General features: G+C 65.4%; 7 protein-coding genes and 3 pseudogenes. 4 read left to right on the top strand and 6 right to left on the bottom strand.

The genetic code is table 11. From position 1 onward, the window contains the following. Nucleotides 1-8: 8 nt before the first annotated feature. Both OG405_RS15290 and OG405_RS15285 read right to left on the bottom strand, forming a co-directional pair. Nucleotides 9-8,060, bottom strand: coding sequence for a long-chain-fatty-acid--CoA ligase (locus OG405_RS15290; RefSeq protein WP_327147168.1), 8,052 nt, complete (start codon nucleotides 8,058-8,060; stop codon nucleotides 9-11). Beyond that, nucleotides 8,060-8,602: an FcoT family thioesterase gene (locus OG405_RS15285; RefSeq protein ID WP_327147167.1), complete on the bottom strand. Its 543-nt coding sequence runs from the start codon at nucleotides 8,600-8,602 to the stop codon at nucleotides 8,060-8,062. The genes OG405_RS15290 and OG405_RS15285 overlap by 1 nt, the downstream gene beginning before the upstream one ends. 108 nt (nucleotides 8,603-8,710) lie before the next feature. Between OG405_RS15285 and OG405_RS15280 the strand changes: the two genes are divergently transcribed. Beyond that, nucleotides 8,711-9,697 (top strand): TauD/TfdA dioxygenase family protein, encoded by a 987-nt coding sequence (locus OG405_RS15280; RefSeq protein WP_327147166.1) that lies wholly within the window; start codon nucleotides 8,711-8,713, stop codon nucleotides 9,695-9,697. Nucleotides 9,698-9,789: 92 nt separating this feature from the next. Here OG405_RS15280 and OG405_RS15275 read toward each other — a convergent pair whose 3' ends face one another. Both OG405_RS15275 and OG405_RS29255 read right to left on the bottom strand, forming a co-directional pair. Next, entirely contained in the window at nucleotides 9,790-9,999 is a 210-nt protein-coding gene (locus OG405_RS15275; RefSeq protein ID WP_327147165.1) for a heavy-metal-associated domain-containing protein, read from the bottom strand. Between the two features lie 278 nt (nucleotides 10,000-10,277). Then, nucleotides 10,278-10,592 carry a zf-HC2 domain-containing protein gene (locus OG405_RS29255; RefSeq protein ID WP_442790559.1) on the bottom strand — a complete coding sequence of 105 codons (315 nt, stop codon included), beginning with the start codon at nucleotides 10,590-10,592 and terminating at the stop codon, nucleotides 10,278-10,280. A gap of 71 nt (nucleotides 10,593-10,663) precedes the next feature. On the opposite strand from OG405_RS29255, the pseudogene OG405_RS29250 reads away from it, so the two are divergent. The 3 pseudogenes from OG405_RS29250 to OG405_RS15265 all read left to right on the top strand — a co-directional run. Next, nucleotides 10,664-10,867: pseudogene (locus tag OG405_RS29250) on the top strand (hypothetical protein); the annotation flags it as partial. A 94-nt stretch (nucleotides 10,868-10,961) separates the two neighbouring features. Then, nucleotides 10,962-11,147: pseudogene (locus OG405_RS15270) on the top strand (YnfA family protein); the annotation flags it as partial. 259 nt (nucleotides 11,148-11,406) lie between these two features. Next, nucleotides 11,407-12,293: pseudogene (locus tag OG405_RS15265) on the top strand (IS5 family transposase). A gap of 368 nt (nucleotides 12,294-12,661) precedes the next feature. Here OG405_RS15265 and OG405_RS15260 read toward each other — a convergent pair. Beyond that, complete coding sequence (locus tag OG405_RS15260) at nucleotides 12,662-14,791, bottom strand: DEAD/DEAH box helicase (RefSeq protein ID WP_327147164.1); 2,130 nt, start codon at nucleotides 14,789-14,791, stop codon at nucleotides 12,662-12,664. 67 nt (nucleotides 14,792-14,858) lie between these two features. Beyond that, nucleotides 14,859-16,175 (bottom strand): BREX system ATP-binding protein BrxD, encoded by a 1,317-nt coding sequence (gene brxD / locus OG405_RS15255; RefSeq protein WP_327147163.1) that lies wholly within the window; start codon nucleotides 16,173-16,175, stop codon nucleotides 14,859-14,861. Nucleotides 16,176-16,239: the final 64 nt, after the last annotated feature.

Raw genomic sequence — 16,239 nt, 5'->3', positions numbered from 1 at the left:
GGCCACTCCTAATTCTGGTCGCGAACAGGGGCGATGTCGATGGCGGCAGCGAGGGCGCCGATCGTCGGGGCGGACAGGAATTGCCGAGCCTGTACCGATGCGCCGGTCACATCACGGACTTTGCGGAGCATTGCTATCGCCGCGACGGAGGTGCCGCCCGCATGGAAGAAGTCGGTGGAGCGGTCGTAGCAGATACTTCCCATACCTGTTGTGTCACTGAGTAACTCGCTCCATACTTCCGCAACGATACGTTCGGTCGGCGTGGCGAGAGGCTCGGCGACCGGAGGGGGCTGGTGGTCGTGTATCGATTCGGGAAGCTCGCGGGTGGGCAGTGCGATTCCGGTGTCCCAGAAACCCGGGTCGGTGGCCAGCCGTTCGAGGATAGAGGTGAGGTCGTCGAATATCGCGTCCACAGTGCCGGGCGCGAACAATTCCGCAACGGCGTCGAGGCTGATGGTGACCTCGTCGTCCTTCCAGGGTGAAGGACCGACCTGCAGGTCCAGGGAGACCTGTGGGGTGCGGATGCTGCGGAAGGAGCCGAGGATCTGCACCGTTTCCGGCAGCTGGGCGGGTGGACGGAGTCCGAGCATGCTGTGGAACACCACCGGTGCCACCGGTCGTGTGTCGCGGCGGCGCCGTGCGATCTCGCGAGCGACGTCGACTCCGCTGAGTAGTGCGTGATCGAAGGTCTGGGCCGTCACCGATTGGGTGTGCCGGGCCATTTCGGTGAAGGTCGCCGCGTGGGCCAGTCGTAGTTCGACCAGCGCGGTGGTGGCGAACGGACCGATTACCTGGTCCAGGTCGGCAGAGAGCGCCATCCTGTCGAGGTAGAGCACATTGAGCAGGAAATGGCGATGGTGTGCGGCCCGGGCCAGGGCGATGGCGTAGCAGGTCGCGAAGACCGACGACGGGATGATTCCCCGCTCCCGGCACTGTTCGGTGATTTCCGTGAATCGAGTCGGGGTGAGGTGTGCTTCACGACGTTGCATGGTCTCGGATCGGATGCCTTCGGCAGGCGCTGCCGTCGGCAGAGCGGGCGCCGGCGCGAGGTCGTCGATGCGGTCCCACCACCAGTTCCGGTCGCGGGCCCACTCCGGGGTGCGGCGTCGGGCGGCCAGGGTGGCGACGTAGTCGGCGAATCGGGTGGTCTGCGGGGGCAGCATTGCGTTGGGTTCGTCGAGGTAGGTGAGCAGTTCGCTGACCAGGAGCTGTCCGGACCAGCCGTCGGCGACGAGCAGCCCGCACACCACGTGCAGGCTGATCTCGCCCGCGGGGAGTCGGATCGCGACGATGCGGAAGGACCACGGTTCGGGTCCCGGTCCGAGGAGCTGCATTTCGGATCGGACGCGTGTGATCTCCGCCGTGGCCACCGAGTGCGGTGCCGTACTCAGGTCGATCTCGTCGACGGGCAGCTCGGCGAGTCGCGGATCTGCCTCTTCGAGTACTTCCTGGGTGCCGCCATCGGAGAAAACGGTCCGCAGCATGGGGTTGCGATCCACCAATCGCCGGACGGCGCTGGTCAATTCGTCTCCGTCGATGCCGGCGAGTCGCAGATCTCCGTAGCCATGCGCGGTGCGGTAGCTCAGGGACCAGGCATCCTGCTGGCCGACCCAGTACGCCTGCTGAAGCGGCGTGAGCTCGAAAGAGACTCTGTCGGTGACAGGTTCGACCAGATCGGTCACGGGCCCGGTCCGGGCGGCGGTGCCCGTGTCCGCGTGGACGATCCGGGAAGTGAGGGAGGTGAGGGTGAATTCCGGTGCAATGATTTCGTCGATGGGAAGGTGGAAGCCGAAGGTGCTGCGCACATGCCTGGCCAGCCGCACCGCCGAGACCGAATCACCGCCAGATGCGACGAATCCGCGTGCCGCGTCGATCTCACCGATATCGATGCCGAGTAGGTCGGCCCACAGTTCGGTCAGCTGGTGCTCGAGCTCGTCGACCGATACTGGTCGAGTGTCGTCGCCGGTCCATGCGGTGGGGTCGTCGGCCAGCCGCCGCAGCGAGCGCATCAAGGCCGCGAAGGCGGTATCGGTGGCAGGCCCGTCGAGGACGGCCTCGAGGACGTCCCAGCGGATGTGCAGTTGTCCGTCTTCGACCAGCACCTGGTGGTCGAGCCAGACATCGGGTGTCTGGCTGATGCCGTACTCGAGGTGTCCCACCCAATTCAGCCGGGGTGCGCTGCCGACGAGCTCGCCGATGTCCAGTCCGCTGGTGAACACGGCGGGCAGTTGGACCCGGCGGCCGGTTCGGACGGTGAGGTCGGTGAGTACGTCGACCGCGGAGTATTCGCGGTGGTCCAGGTCGTCGAACAGGCGCTGCTGAGTTCTCCGTGCACGCTCGAGGAAACAGCCGCCGTCGCAGCGATCCACCTCGTGGGCGATCAGTGCGGTGAACTCGCCGACCACCTGATCGATTTCGGGAAGATCGAGCGGTCGGTCCATCAGGGTGAGCATGATCGAAAACCTGTCTTCACCACTCAATTCTGCGAGCGCGTCGGTGTAGACGGTGAGCAGTACAGCTGATGGTGTCAGCTTGTGCCGGGCAGCGTGGGCGCCGAGTGTTTCCCATTGTTCGGGCGACAGGCGATCGGCGCGACGGACGAAACGTCGGGCGGCGCCGGTATCCGGCCGGGTCGGCAGCGTGGGCGGCCCGGGGAGGGTAGGGATCCGTTGCTGCCAGTACTCGACCGCACGGGCGTAGGCGGCGCTGTTGCGGCGGTCGCGGGTATGCGCGACGTACGCCGCGAAACCGGTTTTCGGAGCGGGTGTCTGAGCGGCGGGCTCCGCGTATTCCTCGCGGAGATGGCGGTCGAGCAGGAAGAAGCTGCTCGCATCGCAGATCAGTGCGTCGATTCCGACGAACAGCCGCAACTCACCGTCGCCGAGGACGGCAGCGCGCACATCGAACAGTGGCCAGCGGTCGTGGCGGATGACCCGGTGGGACAACTGCTCGCGCAGCCGCAGCAGGCGTGCGTCTCGGGCTTCGCCGGTGAGCGAGGTCAGGTCGTAGCGGCGGATGCGGTAACGCGGAACGGTATCGATGACCTGGTTGAGGTAGTCGGTCGTGATCACCGTGCGCAACATCGGATGGCGTGCGATCACGGCGTTCCACGCGTGTTCGTAGCGATCGAGATCGAGCTCTGTGCAGTGGAATTCGTTGAATACGTAGCAGGCCGTCCCGCCGCTGCGACCGAGTAGATAGGCGTGTTGGACACGGGTCAGTTGGAATGGTTCGCCCGGGGTCGCACGGGTCGGTGCCGAGAGGTTACCGGAGATACTCGGTTCAGCGGTGGAGCGATGCCCGCTCAGCAATTCGGCGAATTCGGCCACTGTGGAGTGGGTGGCCACCTCTCGCAGACCGATCTCGGTGTAACCGTCGGTTCGTACGCGGAAGAGCATGCGGGTGGCCAGCACGGAATGCCCGCCGAGGGAGAAGAAGTCCGCGCCGGGGTCGGTGATCGGTACCTCCAGCAGCTCACTCCACAGTGCGGCTACCCACTGTTCGTCCTCGGTCAGCGGCCTGAGGTCGGGGCGAGGCAACGGCAGGGCGGCGGCCGGGGGTGCCGGGATTTCGGCTGTGTCGGCGCTGGATTGGCCGAAGGCTCTGTCGGAGCCGGTCACGGATTGTCCCGAGAACGGGTCGGGAAGCGCGGCGTGGTCGATCTTGCCGTTCGACGTCAGTGGCATTTCGTCCAAGACCACCCACCGCGTGGGAACCATATAGGCGGGCAGTTGTGCCCGAGCGTGGGCGGTGACCGTTTCCAGGTCCAGCGGTGCCGAGCGGCCGACGAGGTAGGCCACCAGTCGCACCTGCTGGTCCTTGCCGCGGTGTCCGACGGCCAGGCACTGCCGGATCTGCGGTAGCGCGGTCAGTACCGCTTCGACCTCGCCGGGTTCGATGCGGTGGCCGAGTACCTTCAGCTGGCGGTCGACCCGGCCGAGGAACTCGATCGCCCCGTCCGGACACCATCGCCCCAGATCGCCGGTGCGATAGAGACGTTCGCCGAGCACGGGGTGGCGGAAGAACCGGTGTGCGGTCTGTTGCCCGTCGCCCACATAGCCTCGGGCCAGGCCCGCACCGCCGATATGCAACTCGCCGGGGACGCCGATCGGGCAAGGATCCCCGTTTTCGTCGAGGACCAGGAAGAACTGATCGCGGAAGGCGCGGCCGTAGGGGATGCTTCGCCAGGCGGGGTCCACTCGGTCAATCGGGTAGTAGATGGACCAGATCGATGCTTCGGTTGCCCCGCCGAGCGAGATGACTCGTAGCTCGGGCAGCATGGTGTGCAGTCGTTGCGGCAGGGTGAGTGGAATCCAGTCACCGGACAGCAGCATCAGCCGTAGCGACGCCAGTCGGCCGAGTACGACGGGATCGTCCTCGGCGTATTCGACCAGCATCTGTGCCACCGCGGGCGCGGTATTCCACACAGTGACGCTGTGTTCGGCGATCAGCTGTGACCACTCCGCTGGATCGAGGGTGGTCGCGGGATCCGGTACCACCATGGCACCGCCCGCGCCGAGTACGCCGTACACATCGTAGATCGACAGGTCGAAGGTCGGCGAGGACAGTGCCAGGACCCGGTCGGCCGGCCCGATCCCGAAGCGGTCGTTCATATCGTCGATGGTTGTGCGGGCGGCGGCGTGTTCGATCGCCACACCCTTGGGTTCGCCGGTGGATCCGGAGGTGAAGATGATGTACGCGAGATCGTCGGGCGCCGATCGGGCCGGAACCCGAGTCGCTACAGGCGATTCGAAGGCCAGGTGCAGATCGGTCAGCGCGATCGACGGTGGTAGCGAAGCCGTGTACCGGGTCTCGGCCAGTGCGTGGCGTACGTGAGCACGCTCGCAGGCGGTGGCGATTCGAGTCGCCGGCCACTGGGGATCGAGTGGGACCAGTGTTGCCCCGGCCTCCAGCACGGCGTAGCAGGCGGCGATCTGCGCGGTCGACCTGGTCGCGACGACCGCGACCCGGTCTCCAGGTTCGACACCACTACGGACCAGGGCCGCCGCCATCGCGGAGGACCGGGCGGCCAGCTCGCCGTGGGACAATGCCCGCGTTGCACCGGTGATCGCGATCGCCATCGGATCGATGACGGCGCGCTTCCGCTGTGGATCGGCCAGCAGCGGACCGCAATCCGGGCGCGTGTCCGGGTCCAGGGTGTCGGTCGGCTGGAAGTACGGATTCGCGCCCGGATCCGGGCGTTGCCAAGTCCCGATATCGTCGGCCAACGTGGCCAGCAGACGCTGATATGCCGCGAGCATGGCCGGCACGAATCGGTCGGGAAGGGCGCGATCCACCACATCCCACACCAACCGCACACCGCCGTCGCCGTGATCCCAGACCATGAAGTCGAACACCACCTGCGGGGTCTGCGAGACCCCGTGTACTTCGGCACCGAGCCATGCGACGGGGTCGGTGGCGGGCAGGCCCGTGCAATCGGTGAACACAACCGGGTAGCGTGGCGCAGCGGCCACGCCCATCGCATGCTGGACGTCGATCCCGCTGAAACTGCGATGCGCGAGATCGTTGTCGAGTTGATCACGCACCGCCTGTGCGAGGTCGGCGAAGGTTCGCCAGGCGCTCGGAGGGGGTAACTGGGTGAGCGAGGTCGTACTGAAATCGCCCACCACCGAAGCGGGTATGTTCTCGTCGCGGTCGAAGACGACGGTGTTGATGCAGAAGGAATCACCGGCACCCCAGCGATTCAGTACCAATCCGTAGGCGGCCAGCAGTACCGCCCGTGGCGGTAGTCCCCGCGTGTGGCACGCGGTGCGCAGCCGTGACCAGCGCTCGGCTGGAACGATGGCCTCATGCCGGTGGAAACGAATGTTGCGCAAGTCGGCCAGCGGTTCGGTCCAGGGCAGCGCCGGGCCAGGCGGTAGTGTCGGGGTCCGCGCCAGCCAGTAGTCGCGATCGTGGCTCGAGCTCGAAACCGACTGTCGGGCTCGGGCGTAGGGCATCGGTGGTGGGGTGTAGTCGGCCGAGTTCACAAGATCGCGCCAATGCCGCATGAGCAGCGCCCAGCTGGGGACGTCCATGGCGATCATGTCGAACCCGAGGAAGATCCGCAGGCCGCCGTCGGGGAGTATTGCTGCGGTGATGTCGAACAGTGGCCACCGGGCCGGGTCGCGGACCTGATGCGACTTCGCCGCAGACGATTCCGCCAGGACGGTGACTGCCTGCCGGTCCGAGAATCCCCGCAGGTCAGTGTGGGTGATCTCATACTCGGGCCGCGAGGGCGGGAGATGGGCGCGCCCGTCGGCGGTGATCTCCAACCGCAGCATGTCGTGGTCGGCGATGAGCCGGTTCCAAGCCACTTGCAGTGCCTCGATCTCGGACACCGGATCGCCGGTGATCAGCTGCTGCGCGGTGCGATCGATCTCGAAATAACACCAGGGCGCGACGCCACCGAGCGCGATATCGGCGCGGCGGCCGATCCAGTACGCGGCCTGCGTCACCGTCAAGTCCACAGTGCTCGGCCGCCCGCTGCCTGCCGGGGCGGTGTCACCGGTGTCGAATGCCGATTCACTCACCTGCTCCGCTGCCGGATCTCGGCGTACGCGCTCGCGTAATCGGTGGCGTAGGATCTTGCCGCTCGCGTTGCGTGGCAGGTCGGCGACGAAATCGAAGCCGGCCGGAACCTTGTGGGCAGCAAGCCGTTGCCCGGCGAAGGTGAGCAGTTCATTGGCTGTCACGTCCGTATCGGGAGAGGCGACCACGACGGCGTGTGCCAGTTCGCCGAACTGGGTATCCGGGGCGCCGACCACGGCGACATCGCTCACCCCGGGATGCGCACGCAGCACGCGTTCGACCTCGGCGGGATATACATGTTCGCCGCCGACGATGATCAGGTCCTTGATGCGGTCGCTGAGGTAGAGATAGCCGTCGTCGTCCAGGTGGCCCGCGTCGCCGGTGTGGATCCAGCCGTCCACGAGAGTGGTGTCGGTGGCCGTCTCGTTTCCGAAGTACCCGATCATGTGTGCCGGAGTGCGCAGGCAGATCTCGCCGACTGCTCCAGTCGGCACGGGTCGGGCGTCGAGATCGATGACCTTCACATCGAACCCGGGATACGGGCGGCCCGCCGACCGCAACCGATCACCCCGGAGGCGATGATCCGCCGGCGACAGGCACACTGCGGTGTTTCCCGTTTCGGTCAGGCCGTATATCTGCGCGAAGTCGCAACCGATCACCGACTCCGCTCGCGCCAGCACATCCTCCGGCATCGGGGCACCGCCGTAGATGATCTTGCGGATAGACGCGAGAGCGGCGGCGTCGGCCGCGGGTTCGGCCAGCATCCACTGCAAGGCCGCCGGGACCGCACACAGCACGCTCACCGCCGACTCGGCCACCAACGCCACCGCCGTCGCGGCATCGAAGCGCGGCATGGTCACGGTGGTCGCACCGGCCAGCACACTCTGCAGCGCGCACCACATTCCGCCGATATGAAAACCCGGTAGACCCACCAGGGTGACATCGTCAGGGCGCCAGTCGAGCCAATCCAGGCTTGCGTCGTCCAGTGCCTCACGCACCGCGAAGAAGCTCCGATGAGCCAGGACCACGCCCTTGGGGCGACCGGTGGTGCCGCTGGTGTAGAGCTGGACCACCGCGTCCTCGGCGGAGATGACACTAGGTGGCCGATCGGCGGGGAAGTGGCCGTACCAACCGCTCGAGTCCCCGTCCGACATCGATATCACCGTGCCGACGTCGGGGGACCTGTACGAGAAGTTTGCATCCGCAAGCAGGAGAGCCGGTTCGGAATCGACCAGGATATGGGCGATTTCGTCCTGGGACAGTCGATTGTTGATCGGGACGAATACCGCCCCGGCCTTCGCGCAACCGAACAACAGCGCGTAGAAGTCAACCGACTCCAAGCCCAGATAAGCCACCCGAGCCCCCGGTCCGATCCCGGCGGCATCGAGGGCGGCGGCGATCCGGTCGCTGGTGTTATCGAGCTCGGCGAAGGTCAGGGTACGGTCGCCGCATCTCAGCGCACAGTTCCTGGACGAATCCTGGAGGTGTCGGTTCAGAAGGTCTGCGAGAGTTTGTTGCTCACTCATCATCACTGTGCCTCGTCGATGATCACCACGCGAACCTCGCCCCGGCAGCCACCGAGCGTGTCGTTGCCGAAGCCGACCGAGGTGGTCAATGCGATGCGCTCCTGCGATCCCGCACGGTAGGGCTCGATGCGGTCGAAGACCAGCTCGGCGCGGAACCGGCGGGAGTCGATCGGGCGTTTGAAGGTGAACCTGCTGTCAGCGATCACCATATGAGGCAGATGGCGGCGGCGGAATTCCGCCATCGACCACTCGCTGAAGACCGGACCGACCGAGTGCCGGATCATGGTCGCGATGGTCAGGTAGGCCATCTGGTTGTAGCCGATCAGCGCATCGACGGCGTTGAGATGTCCGGTTTCGTCGATGTAGCACGAACCCTCGATCGCGAGTTCCGCGTCGGCCCTGATCGTCTCGCCGTCGAACCGGTGCGTCATCTGCCGCAGATAGCGAGCCTCGGGTCGATAAACCTGCAACACCTCGGTGAGCAGATCGGTGTCGTGCGCTATCTCCAGGCCATCGACACTGTCCCGGCGAGCTGTTGTCGTCATATTCAACGCCTTTCGATTCACGACTCTCCAACAGGAAGTCGGACCGATTGCCGGATGAGTTCCCGCTGACCCGCGAAATATCGGCCATCACATCGAACGGACCAGGTGGTGTTCAAGACATCACATCTGCTCGGAGTCCTGGAACTCGCGACCATCGCGGCCCGACTACTCGGCAGACGTCGTGGCGTTTTCGCTCGCGCGTCGAAGGCTTCGTTCGGCAGGAGATGTTCCATGAAGTTCAGTCCGCAACCCGGGATGGGTGTTATCGCCGAGGGCTTCGACCCCGGCTCCGATGTAGATGTCCGCAGGTTGAAGCAAGCGGTCTACCGCCACCGGATCGTCATCGTGAAGGAGCAACACCTCGATTCCGCCGAGCTACTCGAGTTCGGGCGCCGACTGGGTACGCCACAGCTCTACTACGAGCCGATCTACCACCATCCCGATGTACCCGAGGTCTTCGTCTCGTCGAATATCGCCACCGCCGGGCGTCGCCTGGGCGTTCCCAAGACCGGCCAATTCTGGCACTCCGACTACCAATTCATGCCACGGCCGTTCGACCTGACGATCATCTCGCCACGCCGGGTACCCAGCGAACGGCGGGGCACGCTGTTCATCGACCTCGCCGCAGCGTATCGACAGCTCGAACCGGAACTGGCCCGCGCGGCATCCGAGACAGTCGCAATCCACACCCCGCGAAGGAAGTTCAAGATACGTCCCGGCGACGTCTATCGGCCGATCGGCGACCTCCTCGCCGAAATCGACACGCGTACACCACCGGTCCGGCGACCAACGGTGATCCGCCATCCCCACACCGGCGAGCAGGTGCTCTATGTGAGCGAGGGTGCCACCGAAACGATCGAGGACTCCGACGGACATCAGAAGTCCGACATGCTCGAGCAATTACTCTCCACCACCGGACAACTCGACCCGGACGCCGAGCATCCCGCCATCCACCTGCAAAGATTCGATGTCGGCGACCTGCTCATCTGGGACAACATCGCCCTGGCACACCGGTCACTGCACAACCCCACCGAAGAACCGGCGGAATCCTGGCGCGTCACCCTCTACGACGACGAACCCGAAGCTGCTGCCTGAGGGATAGCGAGGACGAAAGCGGCAGTCTCGCAGCCGGAAAAAGCGAGTGGTGGCCCTCCTTGAGGGCGGGCACCGCTCGCTATCCCTACCGGCTAGGCATCGACCAGCTGATACCCCGCCCCTTCGACAGCCGCACGGACTTCCGCCGCCGGCAGTGCGGCTGCGCTGCGCACGGTGACCCGGCCCTGTTCCACATCGACATCGACTCCGGTGACTCCCGGCAGTTTCTGGACCTCGGATGTCACATGCTGCGCGCAATGCCCGCACGTCATCCCCGTTACCCGATATACCTCTTCGGCCACGTCACACCCTTTTCGCATCGAACATGCGGTGACACAACCACAGTGCGTCACCTTTCGGACGTGAAGTAAGTCGGACGCGAAGCGCCTCGAGTTCCCGCCGAACCGGTTCGGCGGAAAGTCGAGCGCTATATGGCGTGATGGTGGCTCGCGGACCGCTGACGTCCGACTACCTTGCGGGCCGCTGACGTCCGACTACAAGGTCATGGGATACCGGCCGTGCGATGGTGACGATGTCCCGACGCCGATCGCGACATTCCACGCGGCGCTCCCGCGGCCCATTATGTCCGCGTCCTGCGCGTGTCCGATGGCTGTGAACAGCTGGGCCGAGGCGAGCGCGGTCCGAGTGATGACCACGACGCCGAGGGCCGCTCGCTCATGGCGCGGTGGCAGCTGCGCCATGATGGTGCCGGTGCGGTCCGGGGCCAGGGCGTGGTGTGCAGGATCATTGCGTGATGCAGGGCTTCGGCGCGCTGGTACCAGTCGTCGCAAGCCGGACATACGGACAGATGGCGATCAGTGATATCGACGCTGATCAGCTCGTCTTCGCCGTCGATGCGTGCCGAGAGTGCCTCACGGACCGTTTCGCACTTCATACCCCGAATAGCCGCGCACAACTGTCTCCCGGTTCCCAGGAGCGGATACCTTCCCGCGTCGTGCTGACGGTGTGAGTGTGATCATCGCGGCGTCCGAAGCGGCACTGGCGTCTTGCCGGCCGGTTCCGGACTCACGCCGCTGGGATTCGGCGCCCGCCGCGATCGCCCGGCTGCACCGGCTCGGCTTGCGCACAGTGATACTCACCGGAGACAACGCTGTCGCTGCGCGGTCGGTCGACGAGAAGGTCGGTGTCACCGAGGTGTTCGCCGATCTGCTCCCACAGGACAAGGTCACCAAGATCGCAGAATTGCGGTCGGCGGGGCATCGAGTCGCCATCGCCGCCGCCGACCTGATCATGGTGCCCGGCGGGGGTTACGGCGAAGCTTCTCCCGTTCAAGAGCATCCTCGCCGCCTACGGCGGAGTCTTCGTCGCCGGATCCCTACTCTGGGGCATGGCCCTGGACGGATTCCGGCCCGACCGCTGGGACATCACCGGCGCGATCATCTGCCTGGCCGGCGTCGCGGTCATCATGTATGCCCCCCGGGGCGCCTGACTCTGCACCCAGCTCGCCGATTTTTGGGGCCACACATCGTGCGCAGCAACGCTCGACCATTCGTTCCGCGTATCGGGCGCATCCTGGAAGAGAGCGATTGACGTGCGAAAATGCGTCAGTACTAGAACTGGGGTCAAGTGATCGTAGGTTCAAATCCTCTCAGCCCGATCCGGTGATCCCTGCCGACCTATGCGGCGCAGAGTCTGCTAGAGAGTGTCCTCAAAGCTTGTGCGGTTGAGGTGTCGGTTTGATTTGATGTGTGGTCGTGGCGCGTAGGCATCAGTTGACCGAGGAGCAGTGGCGCACGATCGAGCCGTTGTTGCCGGTCTCGGGAGCAAAAGGCCGCCCACGGGTGGATGACCGTCGGATCCTGAACGCGATGCTCTACAAGGCCAAGACCGGAGTGGCGTGGCGGGACCTGCCCGAACGATACGGGCCCTGGAAAACGGTTTACAACCGGTTCTGGCGGTGGTCCCGCAACGGCACCCTGGCGATGCTCGTGGCGCAGGTGCAGGTGATCGCCGAAGCGATCGATGAACTCGATCGTGAGGTGTCGGTGGATTCCTCGCTCGTACGCGTGCATCAGCACGCGGCCGGCGCTCGAGCGCGTGTGGTTCACACAGGGGGACAACGGATCCGGGTGCGGGCACAGCGAGCCAGTTGATCATGCCATCGGACGTTCGCGCGGTGGCCCGACTACGAAAATCCATTTGGCGTGTGACGGTCACGGTCGACCGTTGACACTGCTGCTGACCGCGGGCAACATCAACGACTGCACCATGTTCACCCAGGTCTTGGCCGGGATCTGGATGCCGAAACCAGGACGAGGCCAGTCGTGGAAGCGTCCGCGGCGGGTCCTGGCCGACAAGGGATACTCCACCCGCGCGATCCGCGCTCACCTGCGCGCTCGTGGTATTGCCGCCACGATTCGGCGAACGCGTCGATCAGCAGGCCAACCGGCGTCGCCGGGGCAGTGCCGGTGGCCGTCCGCCGGTGTTCGATCCCGTGGCCTGTCGGCGCCGTAACGTGGTCGAACGCTGCTTCAACCGGCTCAAACAGTATCGAGCGATCGCCACCCGCTACGACAAGACCGCCACTTCCTATCGCGGGATGCTCGACCTGGCCAGCCTGCTCATGTGGCTTTGAGGACACTGCCTAGTGAGCGATGGGGTTGGCGTGAACCTCCACATGGCGAACCAGTGCCACGAACAACCACTCTCAGATGCGTCAGTGTTTCCGCAGTTCGATCTCTGTGGATAGCCGCTGTGTCCCCCTCCGGACACCATCACTACGCCCACGGGCGGCTGGGGTCAGCTCCAGGCTTCCATCGTTCATGTGGCTGAAAGTTGGTTTCAAGCCGCAGTGTCGATAAAACTTCCTGCTTGTTGGCCGGTTCAGCTAGGCGGATCGTGAGATAGACGCTCGGGACTGGCCGGAGCGCCCAGTCAGCGGTCACGCGGACGGCTTCTCGGAATGGATGCGGGTAGAAGCGAGTCGCCTCCGTGTGTGAACGCTCAAGCGATGCGGAGGAACCGTACATTCTCACTGAGTACTCGGCGTGCGCCGTCGAGATCGGCGAGTCGAGCGGAGGCGGTCGCTCCGGCGAGATCAGGTGGGAGCACATCGGAGAACTTCAGTCCGTCCACAGCCCGCCTATCAACGGTGGGCAGTTCGAGATCGGGGAGTGCGGCGCGTGCTGTCGTGAGGACAATCAGCCATTCCTCGGCTGTGAGGTCGGGCCGAAGCGTAATACCGAAATCATCCGGTCGGCGCCCCGTGGCAGCCGTCGGCAGCCCGGCGGCCAGTGTGGCATTGGCCCGATATCCAGCCCATGTCCACCACCGCGTTGCGGCGGGCCCGGAGTGTACGACTGTCGTCCCGTCATCGATCGTGCTGCTGGCCCGGGCGGCACGCAGTTCCGCGAGTCTGGCTGTTGCTCGCCGTGTGAGGTCGACAGGAGGATCAGCTCCGCGCAGTACAGCGCGGATCGCACGGGTGAATTCGAACGAGAGTCCGCGGATTCCTCGATCGGACCATTTCGCGACACCCCCGCCGTCCGCGGGCTCGACGAACACCCGACGTCGCTTCCAATCGATGTAGCCCACCTGCCAACTGCGCCCGGCGAGCAGCAGACGTCGGGCGCCCGCCCGGTCGTCGGTGAGCGCGCTGAGATCCGCTTGTCCGATCTCCTGACGGCCGGCGAGCACAGTGAACTGGGGTGGGGCGGTGAACGCGGCGGTGAGCTCCAGGAAGTGCCGGGTGCCGAAGCGTTTCTCGGCGGCAGGCCCGATATGTAGTAGCCCGCCGTCCTCGTCGAGGTAACCGTTGGCGAGGAGATGTCGCAGGATGGGGGCAGCGGATGCGTCGAATGGAGCTAGTCCGTTCCATTCTTCGGTCCATATCCGGTCGCCGAGGGTGCCGTGTTGGAGTGTGACTGCTAGTAATTGCTGCGCGACGAGGTGGCGGGGTTGTGCGGGGGGTGTGATCGGCTCGACCCATCCGCGCGCCCACAGCAGTAGTAGACCGGCGGCTTGAAGTAGCGCGTCCTCGGTAGTGGCGAGGAACAGACAGTTGCGGGTGGTCCCGGTCCGGCGGCCGGTGCGTCCGATACGCTGCAGGAATGAGGCGACGGTGGCGGGCGCGTCGATCTGGATCACCCGGTCGAGATCGCCGACGTCGATGCCGAGCTCCAGTGTCGAGGTGGCAACGATGACACAATCACGGGCTTCGGCGAAGGCGAGTTCGGCGCGGGTCCGTTCGTCGATCGACAGCGACGCGTGTGACAGAAACACCGTTACCCCGCGTTCCCGCAGGGCGGCGCCGAGTTCTTCCACCTGGCGTCGGGAATCGCAGAAGACCAGGCGTTTTTCGCCCAGGTGCAGAACTGCGATCACCTTCGCGGCGTTTTCCAGCGAACCGACATAGTCGAGCTCCACCTCCCCGGTCGGAGCGGACGATGCGGGAATTTCCGATACAGGCAGGACATCCGGCGCGACGACCTGCCCGGGTCGGCTACCCGCTCCCGACCCCTGTAGCCAGGTGAGCAGTTCATCGGGGTTTCCGACAGTAGCGGACAACCCGATGCGCTGGATCGGCCGCCCGGTGAGACGTTGCAGCCGCTCCAGTACCGCCAGCAGATGCCAGCCGCGATCGTCTCCGGCGAAGGCGTGCACCTCGTCGACTACGACCGCACGGACTGTACCGAGCAGGATATCGTGCTCGGTTTTCGTACCGATCAGCATTGCTTCCAGCGATTCCGGTGTGGTGAGCAGGATATCGGGTGGATCGCGCCGGATTCGATTACGCCGGGAAGGTGTGACGTCGCCGTGCCAGAGCGCTGCGTGCCGGCCGATCCACTGCGCGTAGCTGTCGAGCCGGTGCTCGAGGTTGTTCAGCAGTGCCTTGAGCGGACAGAGGTACAGCACCGATATTCCGGTCCACTCCTGGTTTGTCATTGCGGTGAGTAGCGGAAAACAGGCGGCTTCGGTTTTCCCGCCGGCGGTGGGCGCCAGCAGGATCGCGTCCGCGCCGTCGAGTATCGGTGCGATGGCGTCCTGCTGGAGCGGGCGTAGTCCCGGCCAGCCGAGGGTGTTCACGATGTGGTGCATTACGACCGCGTCCAGCCGGTCCCAAGGCCCGGTCATGGGATGTCCATCGGCATGGGCGAGGGCAGTGCGTGGTCGCGGTCTGCCGCCGTTACGCCCGACTCGCTCATACGTCGAGGTCGATATCTTCGGCGCGGACGAGATTCCGTTCGGTCTCGGTGAGTTCGGCAGTGTCCATCGTGAGCCGGTAGTGTTCGCGGGGGTCGAAATCCGGGAATTGGTCGATGCGGTCCAGTACATCGCCGACGAGCTTCTTCAGGAAAAGTCTAGGTGCCACGCCCACCTTGCCGCCGAGGTTTCCCGTAACCGCTCGGGCCAGGTCGGCGATGTAGGCGTCGTCGGCTACCCGGCCGATCCGGTCGGCGTTGCTGCTGCCCTCGGCGTACAGGTTCCGGATCCGCTTACCCAATGCCGTCAGTGATTCCTTGGTGAACCCGGGCAGCCGTAGCTGTACCGCACGGGGGTTGTCGAAGCGGGCATCGGTGGTGAAATCGGTGGCGACGCGCTGCGCCAGCGGAGCGAGCCGCTGGACCCCCTGCTGACCGTCGAAGAAGGCGGGCGTCCCGGTGATCAGTAGATACAAGCCGGGAAACCGGCCGGAGTGCACTTCGTCGATCAGTTGACGCAGCGCATTGAGAGCCTTGTCCCGAGCATCGGAACGTACCCGCTGCAGGGTCTCCACTTCATCGAGCACCAGCAGCAGTCCACAATGGCCGCTGTCCCGTAGGACAGTGAGCAGACCCTGTAGGAAGCCGAAGGCGCCGAAATGGTCGAGATCACCTCGCACACCGGCAGCCCGGCGGGCCGACGCGGCGACGTTGGGTTGTCCGCCGAGCCAGGCGAGGACCGCGGCCGCAGTCGGCTCGTCGCCGGCGAGTAATGCGCTGTGGTAGCCGCGAAGGGCGGCCGCGAACGAGGGCGCGTGCCGCGATACCTCGACCAGCCGGGCGTCCATCAGTTCGTCGACTGCCGCATCGAGACCGTCATCGGTTGCACCGGCAGCCAGCGCGTCCTCTTCGAGCGCGTAGAACCAGGCGTCGATCACCGATCGCAGCGCACTCGGCGGGAAGCTGGTGGTGGTGAGCCGTTCGGTGAGCCGCCGATACACGGTCTCCAGTTTGTGCAGGGGCGTTTCGGTTTCGGAGATCTGCACTTCGGCGACGGCGAGATTGCGCCGTTTCGCCTGTTCGCCGACCCATCGCGCGAAGAACGTTTTACCGGAACCGTATTCGCCGCGGACCGCCTTGAATACCGCGCCCCCGGATTCGATCACATCGAGTTCGGCATCGATGGCCGCCTCGAATCGTCCGAGGCCGGTGGCGAGCAGATCCAGGCCGCTGTCGGGGACAGCTCCGCGCCGGAGCGCATCGATGACGGCGCGCCGGCGGACCGCGCTGACCTCGCCGGTCTTCGGACTACTCACTGTGCCAGTCTCGCATGTCCGGCGACCCGCCCCGGGCTGCAGCGTGGCGGGGCTCCGGCCCGGA

The sequence above is a fragment of the Nocardia sp. NBC_01329 genome, from assembly GCF_035956715.1.
In the GTDB taxonomy this organism is placed as follows: Bacteria; Actinomycetota; Actinomycetes; order Mycobacteriales; family Mycobacteriaceae; genus Nocardia.
This window is presented reverse-complemented; position numbering and strand designations above follow the sequence as displayed.

What these genes read in the sequence shown, in the direction of transcription:
- OG405_RS15285 (WP_327147167.1), bottom strand. Translation starts at nt 8,602, where the DNA reads ATGACGACAACAGCTCGCCGGGACAGTGTCGATGGCCTGGAGATAGCG.
- OG405_RS29255 (WP_442790559.1), bottom strand. Translation starts at nt 10,592, where the DNA reads ATGAAGTGCGAAACGGTCCGTGAGGCACTCTCGGCACGCATCGACGGC.
- OG405_RS15290 (WP_327147168.1), bottom strand. Translation starts at nt 8,060, where the DNA reads ATGATGAGTGAGCAACAAACTCTCGCAGACCTTCTGAACCGACACCTC.
- OG405_RS15260 (WP_327147164.1), bottom strand. Translation starts at nt 14,791, where the DNA reads ATGACCGGGCCTTGGGACCGGCTGGACGCGGTCGTAATGCACCACATC.